The organism is Paenibacillus sp. SAFN-117, assembly GCF_051966115.1.
GTDB classification, from domain to species: Bacteria; Bacillota; Bacilli; order Paenibacillales; family NBRC-103111; genus Paenibacillus_L; species Paenibacillus_L residui.
The window spans coordinates 60,103-81,756 of sequence record NZ_JBQCLK010000010.1; the positions used below are offsets into that span (position 1 = coordinate 60,103).

General features: G+C 47.0%; 27 protein-coding genes. 3 read left to right on the forward strand and 24 right to left on the reverse strand.

The window, feature by feature from the left end; translation table 11 throughout:
- Window positions 1-9: 9 nt before the first annotated feature.
- Window positions 10-603, reverse strand: a complete 594-nt coding sequence (locus ACTHRH_RS08630; RefSeq protein WP_379290743.1) for a YitT family protein — start codon at window positions 601-603, stop codon at window positions 10-12.
- A 106-nt stretch (window positions 604-709) separates the two neighbouring features.
- Here ACTHRH_RS08630 and ACTHRH_RS08635 point away from each other — a divergent pair, with 106 nt between their 5' ends.
- Window positions 710-1,012 (forward strand): phospholipase D-like domain-containing protein, encoded by a 303-nt coding sequence (locus ACTHRH_RS08635; RefSeq protein WP_144935001.1) that lies wholly within the window; start codon window positions 710-712, stop codon window positions 1,010-1,012.
- A gap of 238 nt (window positions 1,013-1,250) precedes the next feature.
- On the opposite strand, the gene spoIIP is transcribed toward ACTHRH_RS08635, so the two are convergent.
- Complete coding sequence (spoIIP, locus tag ACTHRH_RS08640; protein WP_379290746.1) at window positions 1,251-2,582, reverse strand: stage II sporulation protein P; 1,332 nt, start codon at window positions 2,580-2,582, stop codon at window positions 1,251-1,253.
- Window positions 2,583-3,005: 423 nt separating this feature from the next.
- Here spoIIP and ACTHRH_RS08645 point away from each other — a divergent pair, with 423 nt between their 5' ends.
- Window positions 3,006-4,574 (forward strand): Vga family ABC-F type ribosomal protection protein, encoded by a 1,569-nt coding sequence (locus tag ACTHRH_RS08645; RefSeq protein WP_440415060.1) that lies wholly within the window; start codon window positions 3,006-3,008, stop codon window positions 4,572-4,574.
- A gap of 135 nt (window positions 4,575-4,709) precedes the next feature.
- Here ACTHRH_RS08645 and ACTHRH_RS08650 read toward each other — a convergent pair whose 3' ends face one another.
- The 5 genes from ACTHRH_RS08650 to ACTHRH_RS08670 form a co-directional block, all read right to left on the reverse strand.
- A complete protein-coding gene (locus ACTHRH_RS08650) occupies window positions 4,710-5,189 on the reverse strand; it encodes a GNAT family N-acetyltransferase (RefSeq protein ID WP_150960107.1) in 480 nt (159 codons plus the stop codon).
- Between the two features lie 145 nt (window positions 5,190-5,334).
- Window positions 5,335-5,856: a GrpB family protein gene (locus ACTHRH_RS08655; RefSeq protein ID WP_440415062.1), complete on the reverse strand. Its 522-nt coding sequence runs from the start codon at window positions 5,854-5,856 to the stop codon at window positions 5,335-5,337.
- Between the two features lie 151 nt (window positions 5,857-6,007).
- Window positions 6,008-6,133, reverse strand: coding sequence for an SDR family oxidoreductase (locus tag ACTHRH_RS08660; RefSeq protein WP_150960109.1), 126 nt, complete (start codon window positions 6,131-6,133; stop codon window positions 6,008-6,010).
- Between the two features lie 123 nt (window positions 6,134-6,256).
- Window positions 6,257-6,862 (reverse strand): carbohydrate-binding family 9-like protein, encoded by a 606-nt coding sequence (locus ACTHRH_RS08665; protein WP_150960110.1) that lies wholly within the window; start codon window positions 6,860-6,862, stop codon window positions 6,257-6,259.
- A 113-nt stretch (window positions 6,863-6,975) separates the two neighbouring features.
- Entirely contained in the window at window positions 6,976-7,326 is a 351-nt protein-coding gene (locus tag ACTHRH_RS08670) for an NUDIX domain-containing protein (RefSeq protein ID WP_440415065.1), read from the reverse strand.
- A 436-nt stretch (window positions 7,327-7,762) separates the two neighbouring features.
- On the opposite strand from ACTHRH_RS08670, the gene ACTHRH_RS08675 reads away from it, so the two are divergent.
- Window positions 7,763-8,524, forward strand: a complete 762-nt coding sequence (locus ACTHRH_RS08675) for a class I SAM-dependent methyltransferase (protein ID WP_144935022.1) — start codon at window positions 7,763-7,765, stop codon at window positions 8,522-8,524.
- Between the two features lie 105 nt (window positions 8,525-8,629).
- Here ACTHRH_RS08675 and ACTHRH_RS08680 read toward each other — a convergent pair whose 3' ends face one another.
- From ACTHRH_RS08680 to ACTHRH_RS08760, 17 genes are all read right to left on the reverse strand, one after another.
- Window positions 8,630-9,100: an NUDIX hydrolase gene (locus ACTHRH_RS08680; RefSeq protein WP_150960112.1), complete on the reverse strand. Its 471-nt coding sequence runs from the start codon at window positions 9,098-9,100 to the stop codon at window positions 8,630-8,632.
- 137 nt (window positions 9,101-9,237) lie between these two features.
- On the reverse strand, window positions 9,238-9,588 hold the full coding sequence (locus tag ACTHRH_RS08685; protein WP_144935028.1) for a VOC family protein: 351 nt from the start codon (window positions 9,586-9,588) through the stop codon (window positions 9,238-9,240).
- Window positions 9,589-9,673: 85 nt separating this feature from the next.
- On the reverse strand, window positions 9,674-10,153 hold the full coding sequence (locus ACTHRH_RS08690) for a GyrI-like domain-containing protein (RefSeq protein WP_150960113.1): 480 nt from the start codon (window positions 10,151-10,153) through the stop codon (window positions 9,674-9,676).
- Between the two features lie 208 nt (window positions 10,154-10,361).
- On the reverse strand, window positions 10,362-10,898 hold the full coding sequence (locus ACTHRH_RS08695) for a hypothetical protein (protein WP_440415069.1): 537 nt from the start codon (window positions 10,896-10,898) through the stop codon (window positions 10,362-10,364).
- Window positions 10,899-11,065: 167 nt separating this feature from the next.
- On the reverse strand, window positions 11,066-11,701 hold the full coding sequence (locus ACTHRH_RS08700; protein ID WP_440415071.1) for a histidine phosphatase family protein: 636 nt from the start codon (window positions 11,699-11,701) through the stop codon (window positions 11,066-11,068).
- 49 nt (window positions 11,702-11,750) lie between these two features.
- Window positions 11,751-12,263, reverse strand: coding sequence for a GNAT family N-acetyltransferase (locus tag ACTHRH_RS08705; protein ID WP_144935037.1), 513 nt, complete (start codon window positions 12,261-12,263; stop codon window positions 11,751-11,753).
- Between the two features lie 18 nt (window positions 12,264-12,281).
- Window positions 12,282-13,343: a suppressor of fused domain protein gene (locus ACTHRH_RS08710; protein WP_440415074.1), complete on the reverse strand. Its 1,062-nt coding sequence runs from the start codon at window positions 13,341-13,343 to the stop codon at window positions 12,282-12,284.
- A 208-nt stretch (window positions 13,344-13,551) separates the two neighbouring features.
- On the reverse strand, window positions 13,552-13,977 hold the full coding sequence (locus ACTHRH_RS08715; protein WP_440415076.1) for a class I SAM-dependent methyltransferase: 426 nt from the start codon (window positions 13,975-13,977) through the stop codon (window positions 13,552-13,554).
- An 8-nt stretch (window positions 13,978-13,985) separates the two neighbouring features.
- Window positions 13,986-14,144 carry a hypothetical protein gene (locus ACTHRH_RS08720; RefSeq protein WP_440415078.1) on the reverse strand — a complete coding sequence of 53 codons (159 nt, stop codon included), beginning with the start codon at window positions 14,142-14,144 and terminating at the stop codon, window positions 13,986-13,988.
- A gap of 14 nt (window positions 14,145-14,158) precedes the next feature.
- The gene (locus ACTHRH_RS08725; RefSeq protein WP_440415080.1) at window positions 14,159-14,695 is read right to left on the reverse strand and encodes a MarR family winged helix-turn-helix transcriptional regulator; all 537 of its coding nucleotides are present in this window, start codon (window positions 14,693-14,695) and stop codon (window positions 14,159-14,161) included.
- 20 nt (window positions 14,696-14,715) lie between these two features.
- The gene (locus ACTHRH_RS08730; protein WP_144935044.1) at window positions 14,716-15,228 is read right to left on the reverse strand and encodes a GNAT family N-acetyltransferase; all 513 of its coding nucleotides are present in this window, start codon (window positions 15,226-15,228) and stop codon (window positions 14,716-14,718) included.
- Window positions 15,191-15,988 carry a LytR/AlgR family response regulator transcription factor gene (locus ACTHRH_RS08735; protein WP_440415082.1) on the reverse strand — a complete coding sequence of 266 codons (798 nt, stop codon included), beginning with the start codon at window positions 15,986-15,988 and terminating at the stop codon, window positions 15,191-15,193. The genes ACTHRH_RS08730 and ACTHRH_RS08735 overlap by 38 nt, the downstream gene beginning before the upstream one ends.
- A gap of 18 nt (window positions 15,989-16,006) precedes the next feature.
- Entirely contained in the window at window positions 16,007-17,182 is a 1,176-nt protein-coding gene (locus ACTHRH_RS08740; RefSeq protein WP_440415084.1) for a sensor histidine kinase, read from the reverse strand.
- A 24-nt stretch (window positions 17,183-17,206) separates the two neighbouring features.
- Entirely contained in the window at window positions 17,207-18,346 is a 1,140-nt protein-coding gene (locus tag ACTHRH_RS08745; RefSeq protein ID WP_379290779.1) for a hypothetical protein, read from the reverse strand.
- Window positions 18,339-19,043, reverse strand: coding sequence for an ABC transporter ATP-binding protein (locus ACTHRH_RS08750; RefSeq protein ID WP_186328298.1), 705 nt, complete (start codon window positions 19,041-19,043; stop codon window positions 18,339-18,341). Before ACTHRH_RS08750 ends, ACTHRH_RS08745 begins: the two co-directional genes overlap by 8 nt.
- 16 nt (window positions 19,044-19,059) lie before the next feature.
- Complete coding sequence (locus ACTHRH_RS08755; protein WP_144935059.1) at window positions 19,060-19,239, reverse strand: hypothetical protein; 180 nt, start codon at window positions 19,237-19,239, stop codon at window positions 19,060-19,062.
- A gap of 693 nt (window positions 19,240-19,932) precedes the next feature.
- Window positions 19,933-21,651 carry an ABC transporter ATP-binding protein gene (locus ACTHRH_RS08760; RefSeq protein WP_144935171.1) on the reverse strand — a complete coding sequence of 573 codons (1,719 nt, stop codon included), beginning with the start codon at window positions 21,649-21,651 and terminating at the stop codon, window positions 19,933-19,935.
- Between the last annotated feature and the right edge of the window lie 3 nt (window positions 21,652-21,654).

Consider the following 21,654-nt stretch of genomic DNA (forward strand, 5'->3'; position numbering starts at 1 on the left):
GCAAGCCAATCACTCGCGATCGTTGTTCTTCATCGTACAGAGGCCGGTAGCTAAACCGCCGGTGGCAATGGTTAGCATGGACAGAAAGAAGGTTTCCGCCGAAACAAGAATTCCGCCAAGAGAAATAACGATCCCATCCAATACAAATATGATTACTCCTACATTAATCATTAATCCTTTGGCAACGAATTGGGCCAGCAGATCGGTCCCTCCCGTGCTGGTTTCATATTTCAGCATGATTCCGATTCCGGTTCCTACCACGAACCCGCCCAGAATAGAGCTGCCTACAGGAGTTATGTCCAAATAATTAGCCATACGGTGTTGTAATGGGGTCGCCAAATCCATGATCAAAGATGAAAGTAACAGCCCGTGCAGGCTGCTGTAAAAATAGCTCCTCTGATAATACCAAGCTAAAATAAAGAGCGGTATGCTGCACAAAATCATTGCAAGCCCTATTGGGGCCCCGAATAAATAATTTACGATGAGAGCAATTCCCAATACTCCGCCGTCCAAAATTTGATTAGGAACAAGAAAACAGTGTGTTCCTGCCGCGATGAGTAAGCTCCCCGTTAGAATAGCTGCGAGCTTTTGGAAGGACAGCAATCGAACCATCTCCCGAACGAAAGGCATGTCTGATTTATATGCCGGTCCGACGCCAAGCATGAAACACGATTAAACATTTTTTGGAACCCGTTCTGAGTTATTGACCATGCCGTTCATTGGTTGCGGGTGTCCGTTTTTTTGCTATGAAAAAGGATTCCTCCATGCCAAAGTACTCATTTCCGATAATTTGGCTTGCTCCGGCAGTGCAAATATGGATATGCGAAGCTTCTGCGGCCAATTTGAGCTCAATGCGGTCTTTTTTGATCACAAGGTTGTAGAACGGCTGGTTCAGGATTTCTATACGGACCTTAGTGTAAGTAAGGAGGTTCTGTTATCGGAATTTTCAAAAAGGCCTACACTTCAACGGTTTAAAGAAGTATTCGCCCGGCTCCTCTCTCCTTTATTTTAAGGGGTATAGATCAGGTATTGTTGGAGCTCGCTTTCCTAATAACGGAAGCATAATAATCCCTCCTAAATTGTTTATATTTAAGATTTAGAATGCTAATGGATTTTCCCAGCAAGCTACCAAAGGGGAGGCGTTACCTTTCTCTCCACGAACCGAAAAAAAGAGGTTGAAGCCTCAGCAGGATTGTTCATCATGCCACGGCTCCAACCTTCTGTATTTCCCTCAACCCGCGTTCGACGTACTACTTAACCGAGTTATAATATTCCGCGAATACATCAGCGAGCGCTTCCGCCGTATGTAAGCTTTCCTGCAGAGTATTGTTCGTGCCTCCGATTTCCATTAACAAACTGCCGGGAGAGACTGACTGATTGTATTCCCCGTCTCCCTGATGAGCACTTTTGGTAAGAACGCCTCGCGATAATCCGGGATACTTCTTCTTCAATAACTTATTCAGTTCCTCGGCGAAGGCTTGATTTTCCTCGTATCCGGAATGCGCCGTACCGATAACAAACAGAATACGCGCATATGTTTTTCCGTCGATGGTAACCGTCGTTTTCTCACGCGGAACGTCCGCATCGCGATGAATATCGAAGAAATAATAGAGGGAAGGATAAGTCTCCACTGCTTTGTCTACCGCTTGGCGCGATACCGAATAAGATTTGGAATAGCTCAGCTTTTGCTGCTTCAATCTCTCCGCAGTATCTTCCTCCCCGGTTAATGCCGGAATGTTCTTCTCTTGCAGGAGCTGCCCCAAGCGTTTGCCAACCAGCGTAATATTAACTTCCGGGTCATCGACAGAACTTCCTTTAGTATTGCGTGCGATATTTTTCCATGATTCCCGATTATGAGTATGATAAATATACAGGATCGGTGCCGATTCCACGTTGCTCGTGCTCTTCGGCGGATTCAGATTTGCATTGCGCTTCAAGAAATCCGTCTCTACGACCCAGCTTGCCACATAAGCGGTGCTTTCATCCGGCAGCGAAATCATGTACCATTCCCCATCCGTCTCAACGATCGGGTAGGTTTCGCCGGGCATCGCTTTGCCAGTAATGTCATAGTCGAGGTCCGGTCCACTGCGAAGATTCGTAATATCGATAATCTTGACAACGGTTGGCTCATTCAGACTTGCGGCCCAGACCTCATCGGTTCGTTTCTCTTCTGCCGGCTTGGCTTCGGGATTGGCCGGTTCTTCCGTATTTTCATATTCGGTAAATTCCTTGAATATCCAGCCTTCTCCTTCGTCCGGCAAACGGATTTTCACCCATTCTTCTTGCTCGTCCAAGACTTCATATCGGTTCGTTTGGTCTATCTTGCGGATGACGGATGAGTTCAAATCGGGTCCTGTACGAACATTCAGCCGGTCTACTGTACTTCTAATATATTTCTTATCTTTCGTACCGGCTGTGATTTGAATCATTTGAACTTCATCGACTTGAGCAGTATTGCTCTGAACCTGAAGCTTGAACAACGACTCCCCGGATGCCTCCTGACCATGAACGATTTCTGCATTCAGCATCCCGACAAGCAAACATGAACTAACGGCCACTCCGATAATTTTGTAACGTAACAATTTTTTCACTCCTATGCCGAATATACAATCTAATAAATTCGACATAGACTGGCAAATTCCTCCAACTATCCTTAATTATTTTTCCAAAATGTCGTATAAAATCGTTGAAACCATTCAGGACTAAAAAGTTGACTTCTCTGCTCGCATCCTTTATTGTTGTAGTAACTAAATACGGAAGGGTGAGCCAACGACAATGAAGTACTAATCCTATTTTTCGAAAGCTATCAATATGAAGGCAGTACAGGCAGATTTCTTCTGCTCTATTTCATAATGCCTTCGATTGAGTTTTCAGAATAGGATTGGTATTCTTAGTTGGGCCCTAAAGAGCGGTCTCTTCTTTGGCGTTCACCTATTGCCTCCTATTCTGAATTCAGACGGGAGGCATTTTTTGTCTCCAGATCATAAAGGAATGGGGATGATAGTATGTTGTTGGAAGCCAATCACTTGAAGCTCTATATAAAGGACCGTTTATTAATTGATGCCCGTCAATTGCAAATTCACAAACACGACAGGATCGGCTTGGTAGGTAAGAACGGAAGCGGAAAAACAACCTTACTGCAGGTTCTGGCCGGGAAGAAAGCTCCAGACGAAGGTACAGTGACGACTCGAGTCAAATGTGAACTTTTGCCGCAGCTTAAGAGAACGGACACAACGAAGAGCGGCGGAGAAGTAACTCAGCAATATATTAATGAAGCACTCGCGAAAGATCCGGAAATTTTATTTGCAGACGAACCGACAACGAACCTCGATGCCGCTCATCTCGATTGGCTGGAAAAGAAGCTGGCTCATTGGCAAGGCGCATTCGTCATAGTCTCCCATGACCGTGCATTTCTGGATGCCCTCTGTACAACGATATGGGAAATCCATGAAGGCCATGTGAAAGCATATAAAGGGAACTATTCCGATTACGCGGAACAGAAGAAATTGGAACGTCATCAACACGAAGCAGCCTACGAAACGTATGAGAAAAAGAAAAAGCAGCTGGAGGAGGCCTTGATCTTAAAGGAGCAAAAAGCGGCAAGAGCAACGAAAAAGCCCAAACAAACCAGCTTGTCGGAAGCCAAGATTACCGGCGCCAAGCCCTACTTTGCCAAGAAACAAAAAAAGCTGCAAAAAACAGCCAAAGCCATTGAAACGAGACTGGAGAAGTTGGATAAGGTGGAAAAACCAAGAGAAGACGCCCCCCTTAAAATGAATTTGCCTAATGAGGAAATGTTCATCGGGCGGATCGTTCTTCGTGCAGAAAATGTTCAGGGCACCGCGGGTCAACGAGTTCTGTGGAAATCGGCAGGCTTTAATGTTCGCGGCGGAGATAAGCTGGCCATCATCGGACCGAACGGGAGCGGGAAAACGACCCTTGTAAAAAAAATAATTAACCGGGAAAAGGGCATATCCATTTCTCCATCGATGAAGATCGGCTACTTTAGTCAAAATTTAAATATCCTGAATCCCGAACAGACGATATTGGAAAACGTCAGCATCACCTCCAAGCAAAATGAAACCTTCATTCGCACCGTGCTTGCGAGACTTCACTTTTTCCGGGAGGACGTGTATAAACGGATAGAAGTGTTGAGCGGCGGCGAACGGGTTAAGGTCGCCCTGGCCAAACTGTTTGTTAGTGATATTAATACGCTAGTGCTGGATGAACCGACGAACTTTCTGGATATTCAAGCGGTTGAGGCGCTGGAATCGCTTCTGGAAGAGTATGAGGGCACGATTATTTTTGTCTCGCATGACCGGCGCTTTATCGAAAAAATCGCCACCCGAATTTTATCGATAGAGCATGGGGAAATCCGACTATTTGAAGGACCCTACCATAAATATATCGAGCATGTTCCGAAGGAAGAGCGGGATCAGAAAGAAGATCAGCGTCTCATCCTGGAAACGAAAATAACGGAAGTGCTCAGCCGCCTCAGTATGGAGCCGTCCGAAGAGCTGGAAATGGAATTTCGCAGGCTCCTGGCGGAAAAGAGAAACTTGGACTCTCCGTAAGCTCCGTTACTTCGATGCGTCCCGCAGGAATCAAGCATACACTTAAGGAGGGTGCTTCGGGCATCCTCCTTTCCATTATGATCGTAGAGATGAATTAACGAATTTACATTTGACCTTTATAATGCAAACCGAAACTCAACCTTCTATCTTCGCCTCTATGTCCAACTCCATAAAAATTTCAGCATGTTCATTATCGTTATACCTTTGTATTTCATAGAATCCATACTTCCTGAATATAGATAATGCCTTAATCGCTTGTCTCCTTGTATCAAGACGTATCTTTTTGAGGTTTCTCTCCCGGGCAAAGTTAATAGCAGTCTCCATTAATTCCCTGCCTAACCCTCTGCCATGATATTCACTCAAAACAAAGAATCGCTTGATCTCCCCTATTCTTTCATTGGAATCTAGTATTTTGACACCTACCGTACCAATTACCGCATCGTTATCAGCAATGATCCAAAATTGACCTCCTGGTTCTTGATACGTGCTTGGAATTCTTCTTAAATCAAGGTGTAAATGATCAGGATCAAATGTCAATCCTCTGAAAGCATACATAACCTCCATGAATTTCTCGAGTGCTTCTTGATCGGAATCATTGTATTGCCGAATTTTCATAGGTACCTCCTTCAAAAAATCGATGAACTGCTGCTCTTTTAAAGTGATTTAATTGTTAAGCAGCTCCTTTGGAACGAATCTCTCTGTTGTTTTCTCACAAACGTGTTGCACCTTAGACTCGTTCAGCCAAAGCGGCTTCCAATAATTATGCATCCGTCTTTCCCGGTTGCCAGCCTACTTCCATGGACCAGGTATGGGCCTTCTGCAGGATGCTCCAGACTACAGGCCCTTTCCCCTCGACATATTTCGGACGATAATTTATATAGAGGGCCATCAATCGACGCTTCTCTTCCGCATACCTCAAACAATCTTCCGGATGCTCCCGCAAATAGTCTCTAAACAACAGTGTCATTTGTTCGGAAAAGCTTCCCGCTCTTCTGACATGAATATGAGTCCTTCTATTTCCGGGCACTTCACGAAAATATATTTTCGTTTTGTCCGAATTGTCACTGCGCCATTGGAATCCAAGACTTTCAATTTTGCCTTTATAATTGGATACATTCTCAAGGTCCACCACCGAAATTTGGATATCAATGATAGGCTTGGCATCTAGTCCGGGAACAGAAGTAGATCCTACATGATCAATCCGTACCGCCAGTTCACCTAACGCTTCTCTTAACTTTATTCCCAGATCGAGAAACCTATCCCTCCACTGATTCTCCATCATAACACCTTCCGATTTTTATATGCCATCTATATGATTCTACACATCTACCTCACCGAGTGTTCAGAGCTATGCCTCTCAATGAATTGGCACCTTAGGTTCTTAGCTTGCTGAAGATGTTTGCTTCCTATTTTTATAATAGTTTCTATTAGTTCTACTCTCCGGAAATTCTTCCACCGTCAACGACCAAAGATTGCCCCGTTACAAACGATGACTTATCCGAACAGAGCCAAATAATGGCTTCGGCCACTTCCTCCGGTTGAGCAAGTCTTCCCGTCAAATTCTCTCTTCATTCGATTCCTCCTAGGGTTCTCTGCTTGTTCTGCAACTGAACAAGAACCGGAACACGCTGGTTCCAACTCTCGTTTCCTGGAGATGACTCTAGGTTCTTAGCTTCCTTTCTTTACCTTCGAACAAATCGAAGCGTGCCGAAACGGGACGGGATATGATAATTGATTGCGCCGGTCGGCGACCAAGCCTGATATTCGCGCGTTCCGTCGCGCTGTTCGTCAATTCTGTAGAAATTGACCCGCCAGGTGGTACCGTGCTCGGGCCGGCTCCAGAAATGAGAAAGCGGCAATCGGATAATATAAGTGCGCTGATTTTCCTCCGTGCGGACTTTTACCTCTAATCCTTCCGCGTCCCATTCCGTATCGATGGTAATATGGCCTTCCCGGTTATCGATCATCGCATCGAAGATGACCTCGTGCGGACTGAATTCGAACTCCATATAACGGCTTCCGTTTCCTTCCTCATCGATAAACAATTCCACAACGTCCTGATCATACAGCGGATCGTCCCGTTTAGTATAGGTGGCTACCGTGTAGCTGTCCTCGCAATCGAACCGAACGTATAGAAAATCATCGTCCCAGCAAGCTTTGATGCCGGTGGCCTCCCTAACCGGTCTTCCATCGACGACATCGACAAGAGGAGCCGGCTCTATCCTCTCCCACACCTTGTCCTCATAATCTACAAAAACGCAATCCAATTCATAGCTTCTCTCAGTCATCCTCAACACTCCTATCCGGCATCGTTTCGCCCTCCATCCTTACAATCCGTCAGGGCAATTAATACTCCTATTATCACTGAAAACCGCTATGGCGTCGACGGTCATTTGGATGGTCACACGAAGGATTCCATCTGATCCATTCCCGTCTTAACCTCTTCCAGCACCTCATCAAACCAGCGGCAGGCCTGCTCCATATGGATACTGAGATCGGAAACGGAGCAGTACATATAGTCGACCTCACCTTTATCATTTTTACTCTCCTCTACCCAAACCAGTCTCCTAATGGAGATGTCCAAACCGGTTTCTTCTTTCACTTCGCGGATGGCCGCCTCCCGGCTGTATTCGCCTTTCTCAATCATTCCGCCCGGGGCAATCCAGTAATAACCGCCCGTTTTTTTGTGGCGTGTTTTCACAAGCAGCACACGTTCTTCCGAATCCAACACAAATACTCTGACGACCGGCATCCGCACCATCCTTTTTCATATAGATTCGATTTCCAGGCTAATGGGCAGTTATCTCCTCCTTTAAATCGTTTGTTTTCGCTCCATAACGGTCCATTTCAGTTTTCTGCCCTCAGCGAACCATTCCACTTGAGCATTCAAAAATTCATTCTCATTCAGCATGATGCGCAAAAAATCTCTATGATAGGCGGGAACCTGTTGATTATCGTGACACCGGGGTTATGCATAGTCCGCTGTTTTCGATTTCGAGCTTCAATAACATCCGCATAGACATTCCTGTAAGATTATGGTTACAATAAACCTATAGTCTTAACAGGAGGTACATTTTCTATGAATTTCTTCGAGCACGAAATATAACTTGGTCATTTATATATTAGGGGGACCTCCAGAAGCTGCAGACAAATCTGCGAAAGACATACAGATAACAGGAGGTCGACAGATGACAATGGATAAGCAATTTCATGAAATTTTATCAGACACGAGACAAGATTTTTCCGGCTGGGACTTCTCATACATTACCAGAACCGGCCGAATGGGGAGCCAACTGCTCTCGTGGTCCTACGGCAGCATGGCCATCCCCCTTATTCGGAAAGCGAAGTCCATGCTGGATATGGGCACCGGCGGCGGGGAGTTCCTGTCCTTACTGTCCCCATTTCCCAAAGAGGCCTTCGCCACGGAAGGGTATCTACCCAACGTTCCAATCGCCAGAAAGAGGCTGGAACCTCTCGGCGTAAAGGTCGTACAGATTGAGGATGATTTCAATCTGCCTTTTCAAAACCGTCAATTCGACTTGATTCTAAATCAGCACGAATCCTACTCTCCGGAAGAAGTAAGGAGGATTATTGCGGATGACGGGATTTTCCTTACCCAACAAGCCGGCGGACTCGATTGCCGCGAGATCAACGAAATGATGGGCGTTCCGTTAAATGAAGAGTTCGCACATTGGAATCTGGAAACGGCGGTGATGGAGCTTGAAGCGAATGGCTTTGAGATTTCGACCCGCAAGGAAGAATTCCCTATTCAGCGATTCTATGATACGGCCAGCTTGATTTACTATTTACAAGCGATACCCTGGCAAATTCCCGACTTCGATCCGGAAAAATACGCCGATCCCTTGTATGAAATTCACCAAATCATCCGGGAGAACGGGTACTTCGATGTCAGTCAGCATCGCTTCATCATCCAATCGCGTCCTAAATAGAATTATAGGAGCCTTCTGCTGCGGGAGGCTCCTTTTTATCATGACGGATGCGGTTATGGATAGTGTAATAAATTCGCGCCCCGGTTCTATTACTAAACCTATTGGTCAGGTTGTTCTGATATGTTTAACATGACTGATGAAGTCCCTTTCCTGCTCCAGCAGCAGCTCTAACAAGCCGTCGGGCACCAGCTTTTCTTCTTGGTTATTTAGAAATCCTTCGAGCGGTTTCCAAACGGCTTTATATGGATTGTTTCCTTCCATTCCCTCTATTTCATCCTTGAAATATAAGGAATTATCTACCAATTCCGCCCCATAAATAAAATCCACTTCATGCCCTACCTGATCCAGATACGGAAATATATTTTCAATGATAAAAAGCAATTTCGGCTCCGTAATGTCCGCATGAATTTCTTCCTTAACTTCCCTGATCACCGTCTGTTTGCTGTTCTCCCCGTATTCCACCGTCCCCCCAACCGGCCTGTAGAACGTCTTCTTCACGGCATCATCCCGCATCTCCTCAACCAGAATAAGATTGTCTTTTCTTATAATACATAGAGAAACCGTTCTTATGTTCAACGTTTGCTCCCCCCAGCCCTAATTTGTTCGCCAACGCAAAAATGCCTTATCCATTCTTCGGATAAAATCCTAAGTCAGGGGGCTGCGGATAATGAGCCCGGTGGTGAAGACTTTTAACGCATCTACTACTCATTCATCTAAAGATGAACAAGAATATTGACAAGCTTCCCGAAAGGATCTCTTACAAAAAAACGCCGTACCTCCCACGGTTCATCAACCGGTCCATACTCAATTGGAATCCCTGCCTTTTGTATACGAGTTAAAACATCGTCCAGGTCATCAACTTCAATGGACAAATCAGGCACAGGCGTCCCAGAACCTCCCTCCGAGAGAAAACTGATTTGAGTGTCCATTTTTTCATGTGAACCGTAGGTCGCAATAAATCCCATATCCATCAATTGATCAAGTCCAAGTATTTCTCCATAAAAGCACTTAGCTTTGGCAATATCCTGTGTCTCAATGTTGGCAATAATTCTCTTGACTTTCATTTTCACATTCTCCTCAAATTAAGCTGCCGAAACGTTTCGTTTAAATAGCAGACTATTATGACATCGCAATTGCAAAGATTGAACTTTAATCTTTAACCGGAATTAGAATTTCCACATCTTCTTCCTCTACATTATCCTCGAAATAATAGATTTCGATGGGGCATGAATTATCCAGAAACTTCTGTTTATATCCGTTAGCCCCCATCCATTCAAAAATTTTCGTATAGGCCTCTCCAATAGTTTTATTGGTACAATTAATTTTGGCGTAGTTCATAAGAGGGAGCTGAAAGCCGATCATCCCCTCGGGGATATGGGTTATTTCCCTAACTTCCAAACAAGCAAAGTAGGTAGCGAAAATTTCATTGCACATATAAGGCGAAAGCATGACTTCAGGATCTACGACATTCGCTACTTCACGTCTTCTCCCCGCAAATTCTCTTTGGATCTTCACTGCCGCGTCCGGAAAACCGCTAGGAAAATTGGCTGTGATGCTTTGTCCGATCAGCTTGTATTCTCTGGTCGTGATCTCACATTTAAATTTCTCCAATCTCTGTCTCGTGGCCATAATCATTTCCTCCTCCAATGAAATGGTTTGCATTTTTGACACCGGTTACATGTTTAAATGTATGCCCCTTCAGAACTGTATGTCCCGGGCATGATGCGGTGGAGACAGGATGGCCTGACTAACCCTCTTTTTCAAAATAAGCGGTAAAAATCAAAGGGGCTTAACACTATCTATTATACGACAGCCTTCTCCCCCCACTCTACCTTATTTACAAAAATTTCCCAACTACTTTATCAACCCATATTTGGACTTCTATATATCGTTCAGGTCCTTTATTTCCTTCTCTGTTCCATTCCTGCGGCCATCCGAATTGTTCGATCAATTCCTTGATTTCGTCTTGTAAATAGATTTTTTCCCTATATGGTTTGCCGTCTTTATATCTCATAGTCGGGAATAAATCCCCGTATGTAAAGCTTATAGTTTCCGGATCAAACTCTTCCAAAGGTATTTGCAATACTCGGCCTTCTTTATACCAGGATTTCAGCCACTCACACCGGCCCAAAGTCATATAGTGGGGATATAATTTTTCCGGTTTCCCGCCTTTATCTATAAATAAAGTTCTTGCCCGTTCTTCCAATTGCCGGCGTACGGTTAAATAATCATCAGATCGTCTGCTGGCAAATACAGTTCCTTCCTGCTTTACTTTCTCCATAACTTTACGGGCTTCATCATACGGTAATGCCGATAAGTTTTTAAAAGGGCCATTCTCAGCTTCATAATAATGGTACAAAAAATAATTCCCCATAGGTTGCCCTCACAATCGTGAAATCTTTCCCTTGCGGCCGGTATAAATGGTAGCCTTCGAAAGGCTAAGCGGCCCCCCATCGTCACACAGCCTGGCACCGCCATAAGTCGGCAGATAGTCACACCGGACACAGTCCCCGCCTGCGGTGCGAATTTCCCTGCTTTTGCTTATCCTAGAGAAGGCTCTTCCTTATAATGGCTAATATCTCCATGCAAAATGATTTTCGATTGGTCCCCATCTATCTCAACCTTGCATAAACAGGCCGGATGAATATACGGCGGATTCCAAAGCTCTTTCATCTGCCGTCCTTCAAAATAGGCCATGATTAATTTGACCACGACCGTATGAGTCACAATTAGTATAGACTTGCCTTGGTTGTCGTTGACCGTTTGGCGCATCATGTTTATTGCCCGGTCGGAAACCTGCCGGAAGGTTTCGCTGTTCTCTACTTTAAATTTCTCCGGGTTATCCCAAAAATCATTGAAGGCCTCCAGATAGAGCTCCTTAACCTCATCCTGGGTTCTGCCTTCCCAAATTCCCAGATTGATTTCTCTTAAATCATCACTTTCGATGATATCGATTTCCCGCGTGCCTCTTATGATCTCTGCCGTTCGACGGGCTCTCAAGCTTGAGCTTGAATAAATCATATCTATCTGCTCATTCCGAATAGCTTCCTCTAACCACTGGGCTTGCTTAATGCCCATATCTGTCAGCGGAGAATCCTGGTGGCCTTGGAACTTATGCTTGACATTCCATTCGGTCTGTCCGTGTCTGACTAAATAAATTTTCGTTTTGTTATCCATCATCGCACCCCTTTGTTTAAATCCGGCCTCCTTGCAATCCAGCTGCAGACTATTCCGTAGACGTACCTTCGGCCGTGGAATAGTTCATCGCTACGAATTCTATCTCTTGATCGCCTACCTTGCTCATGAAGCAAGGCCCTTTAATAAATCCGGCACGCTCATATACTTTCATTGCCCTTTCATTGAAGGCTGCAACAACCAGTTGAAAATGTTGAACTTTATAGCTTTTCTTAAGAAAGCCGATACCCTGAGTCAAAAATTCAAGCCCATTACCCTTGCCCGTAAAATCAGGCTTGAGGCCTAAACCAATGTCCAGATACTTGTTGTTGTTATAGAGGTTGATGGCATATCCCCCTGGAACACGGGCAGCATTCCCGCAGCAGAGATATCCTGTTAACTCTCCCCGGTCATCCAACGCATAAAAGTACTCTTCGTTCATGAGTTCCGAAATACATTCCTCACTGCCATCCATACTATAAATAGAATAGGGATGATCATACTTCCAACTGCAAATCATGGAAGCATACTCTTCAGTCATAGGATGAAAAGAATAAGTGGGCATAACGTTAAATCCTTTCTCTCAACCGATGACCTTTACAACGTTTCCTTCGGTATCGGTAATATTCGTTTTTACAATTTGAAAGGCGACCCCTTGCAAAGAAGGGACTTTAAATTTACTTTCCTTCGGAATCAGCCTCTCGCTGAGCTCGGCGGCCGCCCGCTCATCCAGCACTATCCGGACTTCGCCCTCGCCCGAGGACCATCCCGGCTTCTCCCCCGGCTCCAAAGTCACCCGCAAATCCGGCCCAACGAGGAGCAGCCTATTGCCTTTGAGAATACGGCCACGAAGCAGCTTCGCGATGACTTCAGCTTGCTTAGCCCCGAGCTGGAGTATGGATGGGGTCTTATTTAACCAGCCATTCTTGCCCTGTTCCCAGCCTAACTGACTTACAAATAAAAAACCGGTGCTGGAGCCGTCTTGTTCCATCCCTCTATGGACGGCTTCGGATACGGCAGGAATGCGAAGAAGCGAGTCCCGTTCCAGGTCCGTTATGTAATACGGCATATACGGTAAACCGGTGGAGAGCACTCCCAGCGTATTCCATGCCTGCGTCGCTTCCAGTTCATCCCCCGTCATTCCGACCATCTGCAAAAATTCAACCCGCCCATTCGGAGTATCGATGGCGGGAAGCTCCGGATCTTCGACGAAAGCCAGTGCGGTCAATAGAGTATCGGCCCCCAGGCAAATGGGACCGTTCGCATCCAAATGATCACCCGCTCTGAACACATTGCCGCTGTTAAAAACGTATCTCCCCATGTTTTGCAGCAAATTCAATGCCCACGCCGGCGGTTCTTCCTCTTCTTCCTTGCGGGCCAGCCGGAAGGTCAATTCAAACCCGAAACCACTCTCCTCCGCATTGTCGGATTCCTTATCATACAATTCCGAGAAACCATAGGTGACAAAATGCCAATGCGGCTCTGGCGTTTCCGCCTTGTAGGCGCTTATGCCATCCAACGGGTCCGGGCCGCCTAGCGCATAAGAAATGATCGTTCCGTAATGCTTCGGCTCCTGATCCCCGTAAATTCTCGACATCTCCCGATCGATGGCATCCCAGCCGCTAGAAGTTATCTCTTCACTCATTTACTTGCCTCCTACTTTTGTTTAAACAGATCCATATTACCCGTTGATAGATACTCGTAGCATAAGGGCCCAATGGCTTAGAACAAGTATAAAGAATGGGTGTCCTAATTATCAATTGTGATCATCCTAAATCTGTCAAAACACCTCTATAGTCCTAATTTGATATGGAATTTCCTTGCCTCGTCCTTGTTAAGCTGCTCGCCCCCCTTCAGGCATTAATACCGATAGCGCATACAGCAGAAACAGGCTTCATGTTTTTAGTTTCTAGACGAATTGGGTTGAACCCCGCCTCTTGGAGATACTGCACTAATTTTTCACCTTCCATGTGTGCCATTTCATCTGTAGCCCCCTTGGATCGGGGTTGGAGTGTAATGGCTATCCTTCCGTTCGGCTTCAACCAACTCCGCAATTCTTTTAACCGTTCGACGGGTTGTTCCCAGAATATAATTGAATTAATGGTATAGATTTTATCAAATGGGTGGTCAAATACGGGGAGATTCTCCACGGCCGTAAGTATGAGCTTCACCCGTCCTTCCTGTATGGCAGCTGCATTTCTTCTTTGGGCTTGGCTTAGCATGACCTCCGAAATGTCGACTCCCACCAACACTCCATCCTTAATGATCTTGCTTATCATCTCCACCGCTACCCCAGGACTTCCAGGACTCTATCATCAGGCTGTACTCCCAACAAGGATACAGTCCATTGGTTGATTTCTTTATTGGCTGATGCCAAAATCTTTCCACCGATGCTTCCTAACAAACCATTGGGCTGGCCGAATAAGTTCATTAAGAATTGCTTCACTTTATTCCTCCCCTCTAGTTACTATCTATCTCGTATTCGTAAGTATTTTGATACAGGCGAATAAGCAAGGGAAACAGCAGAGCCCGTTCTTCCTGCGATAAACCCGAAAGCAGCTTTTCCTCCAATTCGTTAAAGATGGGCCGCATTTCCTCTTCGAGAAATTGAGTTCCTGATGGACTAAGGTAAATACGCTTTGTCCGTCCATCCTGCGAATCCGGCCGGCGCTCTATAAGAGCTTTTTTCTCAAGCTGGTCAAGTAAAGGCGTTAACGAAGGCGCCTTAATCTGGAGATGCTTCAACAGCTCGTTTTGTGAGAGACCGTCTTCGCTGGAAAGACAGAGCATCACAAACACTTGGGCATTTGTAATCCCGTACCGATCCAATTTCTTTTGCAGGGCATTCATTAAAGACTGAGTAATCCGTTTAAAAAAATAACTTGCAGGCCATTGTTCTTTCCTTTGCAAACTGTTCCCATCCTTTCGCTTACTTGTCTGAATAATATTAGTTAGTCTAACTAAATAAAATATACAAAATCCTCCTGCCTCATTCAAGCGATATATCCACTATTTGTTTACCTTTTAAAAAAATACGTCATCAACTCCTCGTCATATCCTTGATGATTATAGATTAATGCATTTTTCTCCACACCGTAAGTTACAAATCCAACTTTCTTGTAAAGTTCAGCAGCCGGCCGGTTTGCCGTTACAACACTTAAATTGATTTGCTGCAACCCTTCTATTTCTCTTCCTCTATCCAATATTTCCTGAATAAGGGCTTTAGCAACCCCTTGTCCACGGTACTCGGGCGAGACATAAACTCCCCAAATCATTCCTTTATGGTTAAGTTTAATTCCTTGTTCCCTTCTGAATCCCGCCATGCCTGCCAGTTGTTCATCTTCCGTGAAAGCTCCCAGGATATAGTTATCCTTATCATTCTTTATTTTTTTCTTCACTTCGGCCAATGGGGTATGCACCGAGTCTTCATAAGAACTACCGAATGCTTCGGGATGCATCTTCAAGGCTTCCAGTCTTATTTTCCAAAATGCCTCAGTATGTTCTTGCTCTATGTTTTTGAAGGCTATCATCTTCCAAGCTCCCCTCTGCTGTTCCGCTCTGCATAGCTTTGACGAGACCGCTGTAATACCGGAAGGAGACATAGCATGTCTCTCCGTTGATCATATGCACCACCCGCTTAAGCTTGTCAATCTCCCGTATATTGTCCACATTGACGATATATGCCTTATGGCAGCGATAGTAGCGATCATCGAGCTGCTTCTCGAGTTCCTTCAAAGTCCCATAGAACTCGATCTGCCGGTTCCGCTCATGCAGCTTGATTTTATGCGGTGAGGACGACGTTTCGAAGAAAAGCACATCCTCATATTTGACATTGATAATGGCTTCATCGGTTTCGATGGTCATTCTGCGGGAATCTCCGCCCTTCTTCAAATGGCGTTCATAAGCCTTGCGAAGACACTCCTCCACCCGCATATGAAATTGCTCCGGATTGTCCTTGATAATAAAGTCGAAGGCTTCAACCTTGTACTGGAAGGTCAGATAGCTCAGCTCCGAATGAGTGGTTACGAACACAATGAAGCAATCGGGGTACCTGTCCCGCAGTATCCCGCCAAGCTGGATTCCGTTGATGTCCGCTTTGAGATCGATATCCAGCAAAAAAAGGGACGGAAGGCCGCCGTCACACCGGGGCTGCTCCAAAATATCGAGATAGTCGCCGGAGGACAACGCCACCTTCATATCCAGCCTCTGTCTGATGATCGAATGCGTTACGATTCGTTCGAGCTGTTCCCGCTGCTGTTTATTATCCTCGCAAATGTAAACATTAAGCATCAGATAATCCCCTTCTCATTACGAATTCCTATTTCCCGAATGAACATTCTTGACCACAAGCTGCTGCATAAATGTCCTTGCGGCAGTGTCCAGCTCCGTATTCAGCATCGCATCGGGATATTTGCGGTCGAGCAGCTCCCTTACCGAGGACAAGCCGATTCCCCGGTTGTCTCCTTTGGTGGAAAATCCATACTCGAACATTTTATATATCGGCGGCGTCTGTTCGGAGCAGCTATTTTTAACAATGAAGAGGGTGGCCCCCTTCTTCGAGACGATGCCAAGCTCCACCTTCGGTTGCGGCGTCTCCAGCGCAGCCTCGATCGCATTGTCCAGAAGGATTCCCATTATTCGGCACAGGTCGAGCGGGGTCATCTCCACTTCATGAACATCCTCCGTAATATCGATAAAGACGTCGATTTGCTCCGCCATAGCCCTCAGCATTTTCGAGGAGACAATCCCTTTGAGCGGTGCAAGCTGAATATGTCCAAGCAAGGACAGTCTCGTATTCATCTGAAGCAGCTTCTCGGAATATGCACAAACTTCATCGTAGAAGTAACGCTTCAGTTCGGGAAATTTTTCTTCCTCCATGAACCCTTGAAGAGTGGACAAAATGTTGGCATAGTCATGCTTGAATGTCCTCATATCCTGCAGAACGTGTTCCAGGGAAGCCGCGTATTTCTCCAACTGCCCCAGCTCCTGCTCCAACTGCCGCTTCTCCATCTCCTTCCTGAAGGTGTATGTATATAACCGGTGGCTGACTACAATCACCGCGATATATACCGCGAGCAGCAGGGTGTGCAGGATTTTGTCCTGCATACCGGATGTCCCCCTGTAGAAAAGGAGGGAAAGATAGACCCCCCCCATAATCATGCACATATTGCCGAACGAGATGAAAATGCGCTGCCGCAAAGAAAATACCTGCTTCGCTTCAGGGCCGTCCCTTTTCGTTCTACCCGAAAACAAGTTTCCGATCAGGTATGCGACAATCCCGATGAAAACGAACAAAAATACCTGCTCGGCCGCCGGGTTCCGGATGTTCAGAATTTCCGCCCATACGATGTGGCTGATCTGCAGGGCAAACAGAAAATTCACATAGTTCAGTAGACCAAATAATAAGGAGGCCACCGCGTCTTTCGTCCGCATATATAAGAGCAGGAAAAATAATATGATTATCCACGCTGTGCTTAGCTCCATGTTACACCACCGGCTTCCGCATTTTTAAAATCGGTTGACTGCGGCGCCTCCCCTTCTTATGGCGTACAGGAAGCACCAAGTCACTACCCATTGCGCAGCGATTATTCCCAGTATAGCCACATATGAGTATAACATCCACGGCGCGGATACGGCTATGGACATGGCCCACAGCTTATACTTCCGCTTGTGCTCGAACATTTGGCGGGTATGACTCCATTCGAAGTTCGGCCGCTTAAAATCGTAATACAGCTTGATAAAGACGGTCAATCCAAGCGAGCACAGCATGAGTACGAGCAGCCCCGGCGTCCCGATAGCGGGTTGGTATATATGCACGATCGCGTAGGCCAACAGATATAGAGGCAATGTAATCGCGATACTGAATAAATATTTATTTACAAACAAGGTCTTCCCCGACACCGGCAGCGAGAGCAGCAGTGAACGGCAGGGCTTCTCGTAGGAAAATAACACACCGGGAGTCGAGGCTGTTGAGAGCAAAGTCAGCAGGAAAAGGACAAAACGGCTATCCACATGGGATACGGCAATGGCGTTAAAGAGAAAAAAGATCATAAACAGCGAATACCCGAGGTGATTCAGGAAGAGCACCTTATCGCTTGCGAACCGGACGAACTCCCTCTTCATCCAGTTGAACTTCATCGTCGACCGTCCTGTCCGGAACCGCAGGAGCCCTCGCTCATAAGCGAAGATGACGGCGCCCGTGCCGCATAAAGAAGCGGCCAATCCGGATACGGCACATCCCGCCCCCGTCAGAACTAACTGCTGGAGCGTCAGCTTTCCGTCATTAACGCTCACGGCAAGCACGGACATGACAACGGGCATCATCCGGAGTCCATAATTTTTTACCCATAGCACAAGAGCATAGAGGAATACGAACCTTCTTTTGTCCATCGGCATAGACAGCAGCAACTTGTATTTAGGATCCCTTGCCTTGGAGATGGCTGATAGGACGGACAAATATAAGCCGGCGGCAATTGTCCCCTTAAGCAGATGGCCGAGCGACTGAACGCCGAGAGCTGTGTAGGAAGATGGGATAATGAACAGGATGATTCCCATTATGACCGCAATGGCAGTTAATTCCCTGATCCATCGTTTACCCTTGGTCTCATCTAGCAGGAGGACTTGGAACACAGATGGAGCGCTACTCATGGCCAATCACCCGGAAGAAGGTTTCTTGCACTGAGTGATTCCTGCTAACCGTTACCGATTCTTGAATGGTTCCCCCATGAAGAATGAAGGCTTCATCGCATATCCGGTCCACGATCGGGAACAGATGGGTAGACAGGAGGACGGCATTCCCTTGCGTCACGTAGGTCCGCAGCTCCCGGTAAAAGCTTTCGATGGCTACCGCGTCCAGACCGACCAACGGCTCGTCCAGAATGAGCAGCGGGCATCGCAGCAGCAGCGCATTGATCAATGCCGTCTTCTGTCTGTTGCCCAGCGACAAGGAACCGATTTTCTGATGAAGAAACTGGTCGAAGGAGAAGGTCCCGCAAAGCTCCGCCAGCCGGGCCGAATCCGGAGTTGTGCCATATAACCGATGCACAAATTCGATAAAACCAAGCGGCGACATCTCATCGAATAAATCGGGATGATCCGGGATAAAGCATCGATAACGCTTCAGCCGCATCTCATTGCCGGACGTCAGCTTCTCGCCGCAATAACGGATTTCCCCGCTGTATTGGCCGTGTATGGAGGTAAGGATGTGGAGCAGGGTCGTTTTGCCCGCACCGTTGGCGCCGAGCAAGGCATAAACCTTCCCTCCCTCAATCTGTAGATGTACTTCGTTGATAACCGGCTTATTTTTCGTATACCAGCCGGTCAGGCGATGGGTTTCCAGTATCATATGCATTCACCCGGCCTTACTTCTCCGATTTTTTCATTGTGCTATAGAGCTTGACCCCCATTCCTAGCACAACCGCAAACGCTGCGACAGACAACCATGGATTGCCCTTGGCTGCATAAACGACGCCTCCAGTCCCCCATATAATAATCATGATGACGGCGAATATGATTTTTTTGTTCTTCGTATCCAGCAGCATGGCTGCAGCCCCCTTCATAGTTGTTACTATTATTGTAACGGACTGCTGGGAGCATATAGCTTTATTGTCTTCAAAGGCCGCATATCCGTAGTGACTGCGGTTATGCGGCAGCCCGTAATGACGGTCAGGACCGGATCGGGCACGGTCAGGATGCGCCAAGGGGGCTTCGGGAGCTGATTGTTATCCGCCTAAACGGCGACACACCAGTGACATGGATGACTAACTGTCCTGAAAATTGCACGGCCAACCACTCACCTTGTCCTGATTGTTATCCCCCTGACGGCGACACACTAGTGACATGGATGACTAACTGTATTTTATACAGGCAAATTCCGGGCTTGCTTCAAAAGTGACTGAATTAACTGGAGAAACTACACTTAGATTTGAGGTTTTTGGCTGATATCGCCTTTTCTCCCCAAAATACCTGTAGTTTTTCCAGTTAGTATTTCTCTTTTCGCCTTAAGGGGGCAAAATAACTGTAGAAAATCCAGTTAGTTAACCATACCCACGTTTGGTGAGCTTCCAGGCGATAGTTTATACCCCCTTCGAAGCAGCTGCCAGGCTATAGATAGCAAATATTTCGAGGTCGGTGCACGAAGGAGCTGTCTCAATAATGAAGCAAAAAGGACTCTGAATCCCACTATGAGTGGGAACGGGGTCCTTCATTATAATCGCTTAGGGGACAGCCCTCATTCACGCATGCAGATATTGAGCCTGATGAAGTCTGCTGTATATGCCGCCGGAAGCGACAAGCTCGGAATGCCGGCCCTGCTCTGCGATGCCGCTCTCGTCGATGACGATGATCCGGTCCGCGTTCTTGATCGTTGCCAGCCGGTGCGCGATGACCAGCGTCGTTCTTCCGACGGACAGCTCGGCCAGCGATTGCTGAATCGCCGCTTCGGTCTCGGTGTCAAGCGCCGACGTCGCTTCATCCAGAATCAGGATCGGAGGATTCTTCAAGAACATTCTGGCGATCGCCAGCCGCTGCTTCTGTCCTCCGGACAGCTTGACGCCCCGCTCCCCGATGACCGTATCCATTCCATCCGGCAATTGGCGGATCATCTCTTCCAACGACGCCCGCCTGGCCGCCTCCCAGATTTGCTCCTCCGTAGCTTTCAGATCTCCGTATGCGATGTTCTCCCGGATCGTTCCCGAGAAGAGGAATACATCCTGCTGAACAATGCCGATATTTCTCCGCAATGATTGCAGCGTCATGTCCCGGATATCCAGACCGTCTATCGTAATCCGGCCTCCGGTCACGTCATAGAACCTTGGAAGCAGGCTGCAAATCGTCGTTTTACCGGCACCGGAAGGGCCCACGAACGCAACCGTTTCTCCTGCGCGAATCGACAGGTGGATGCCGTTCAGAATACTCCGATCCGGCTCATAGCCGAACGTCACGTTCTCGAAGCGGATATCTCCCCGCAGCGAGTCAACGGCCACGGCATCCTTCGCATCGGCGATATCCGGTTCGGTGTCGATAATCTCCACATATCGCTTAAACCCTGCGATCCCTTTCGGATAACTCTCGATCACGGCGTTGATCTTCTCAATCGGACGGAAGAAGATATTCGACAGCAGAAGGAAAGCCATGAATTCTCCCAGCTCGATTCTGCCCTTGATATAAAACCACGCTCCGCACACCATCACAAAAATGGTGATCAACCGCATCAGCATGTAGCTGACGGAGATGCTCCGGGCCATTGTCTTGTAAGCCATCAGCTTCGTCTCGCGGAAGTTTCGGTTGTCGACCGCGAACAGCTCCTTCTCATGCTCTTCGTTAGCGAACGATTGCACGACGCGAATCCCGCCCACGTTCTCCTCGATCCGGGCGTTAAAGTTGCCGACGTTGGAGAACAACCGGCGGTAAGTGGTGGTCATTCTTCCCCCGAACAAAATAATTAGCCACGCCATAATCGGTACGATAATGAACGTCAGCAGGGCAAGCTCCAGATTAATGTAAGCCATCAGTGTAAAAGAGCCCGCGAGCGTCATGACGGCAATGAACACGTCTTCCGGCCCGTGATGGGCGAGCTCCCCGATTTCGTTCAGGTCGTTCGTCACCCTGCCTACCAGATGACCCGTCTTGTGATTGTCGAAGAACCGGAACGACAGCTTCTGGATGTGCTCGAACATTTTCCGCCGCATGTCCGTCTCGATATTGATGCCCAGCATATGCCCCCAATAGGTGACGATATAGTTCAGGACGGTATTAAGCGCGTAGACGCATAACAGCCCTAATGAAGCCAGCACGATCATCCCCCAGTTCCCCACCGGGAGCAGATCGTCGATAAATTTGCTAATCGCAAGCGGGAAAGCAAGCTCCAGGAGACCCGCGATGACCGCGCATCCAAAATCCAGCATAAACAAACCTTTATAAGGCCGGTAATACGAAAAAAATCGTCGCAACAACTG

Excerpts from the sequence above, each read along its gene's own strand:
- ACTHRH_RS08635 (WP_144935001.1), top strand. The coding sequence starts at position 710 with ATGCCGTTCATTGGTTGCGGGTGTCCGTTTTTTTGCTATGAAAAAGGA.
- ACTHRH_RS08645 (WP_440415060.1), top strand. The coding sequence starts at position 3,006 with ATGTTGTTGGAAGCCAATCACTTGAAGCTCTATATAAAGGACCGTTTA.
- ACTHRH_RS08650 (WP_150960107.1), bottom strand. The coding sequence starts at position 5,189 with ATGAAAATTCGGCAATACAATGATTCCGATCAAGAAGCACTCGAGAAA.
- ACTHRH_RS08655 (WP_440415062.1), bottom strand. The coding sequence starts at position 5,856 with ATGATGGAGAATCAGTGGAGGGATAGGTTTCTCGATCTGGGAATAAAG.
- ACTHRH_RS08665 (WP_150960110.1), bottom strand. The coding sequence starts at position 6,862 with ATGACTGAGAGAAGCTATGAATTGGATTGCGTTTTTGTAGATTATGAG.
- ACTHRH_RS08670 (WP_440415065.1), bottom strand. The coding sequence starts at position 7,326 with ATGCCGGTCGTCAGAGTATTTGTGTTGGATTCGGAAGAACGTGTGCTG.
- ACTHRH_RS08675 (WP_144935022.1), top strand. The coding sequence starts at position 7,763 with ATGACAATGGATAAGCAATTTCATGAAATTTTATCAGACACGAGACAA.
- ACTHRH_RS08685 (WP_144935028.1), bottom strand. The coding sequence starts at position 9,588 with ATGAAAGTCAAGAGAATTATTGCCAACATTGAGACACAGGATATTGCC.
- ACTHRH_RS08690 (WP_150960113.1), bottom strand. The coding sequence starts at position 10,153 with ATGGCCACGAGACAGAGATTGGAGAAATTTAAATGTGAGATCACGACC.
- ACTHRH_RS08695 (WP_440415069.1), bottom strand. The coding sequence starts at position 10,898 with ATGGGGAATTATTTTTTGTACCATTATTATGAAGCTGAGAATGGCCCT.
- ACTHRH_RS08700 (WP_440415071.1), bottom strand. The coding sequence starts at position 11,701 with ATGGATAACAAAACGAAAATTTATTTAGTCAGACACGGACAGACCGAA.
- ACTHRH_RS08705 (WP_144935037.1), bottom strand. The coding sequence starts at position 12,263 with ATGCCCACTTATTCTTTTCATCCTATGACTGAAGAGTATGCTTCCATG.
- ACTHRH_RS08710 (WP_440415074.1), bottom strand. The coding sequence starts at position 13,343 with ATGAGTGAAGAGATAACTTCTAGCGGCTGGGATGCCATCGATCGGGAG.
- ACTHRH_RS08715 (WP_440415076.1), bottom strand. The coding sequence starts at position 13,977 with ATGATAAGCAAGATCATTAAGGATGGAGTGTTGGTGGGAGTCGACATT.
- ACTHRH_RS08730 (WP_144935044.1), bottom strand. The coding sequence starts at position 15,228 with ATGATAGCCTTCAAAAACATAGAGCAAGAACATACTGAGGCATTTTGG.
- ACTHRH_RS08735 (WP_440415082.1), bottom strand. The coding sequence starts at position 15,988 with ATGCTTAATGTTTACATTTGCGAGGATAATAAACAGCAGCGGGAACAG.
- ACTHRH_RS08740 (WP_440415084.1), bottom strand. The coding sequence starts at position 17,182 with ATGGAGCTAAGCACAGCGTGGATAATCATATTATTTTTCCTGCTCTTA.
- ACTHRH_RS08745 (WP_379290779.1), bottom strand. The coding sequence starts at position 18,346 with ATGAGTAGCGCTCCATCTGTGTTCCAAGTCCTCCTGCTAGATGAGACC.
- ACTHRH_RS08750 (WP_186328298.1), bottom strand. The coding sequence starts at position 19,043 with ATGATACTGGAAACCCATCGCCTGACCGGCTGGTATACGAAAAATAAG.
- ACTHRH_RS08755 (WP_144935059.1), bottom strand. The coding sequence starts at position 19,239 with ATGCTGCTGGATACGAAGAACAAAAAAATCATATTCGCCGTCATCATG.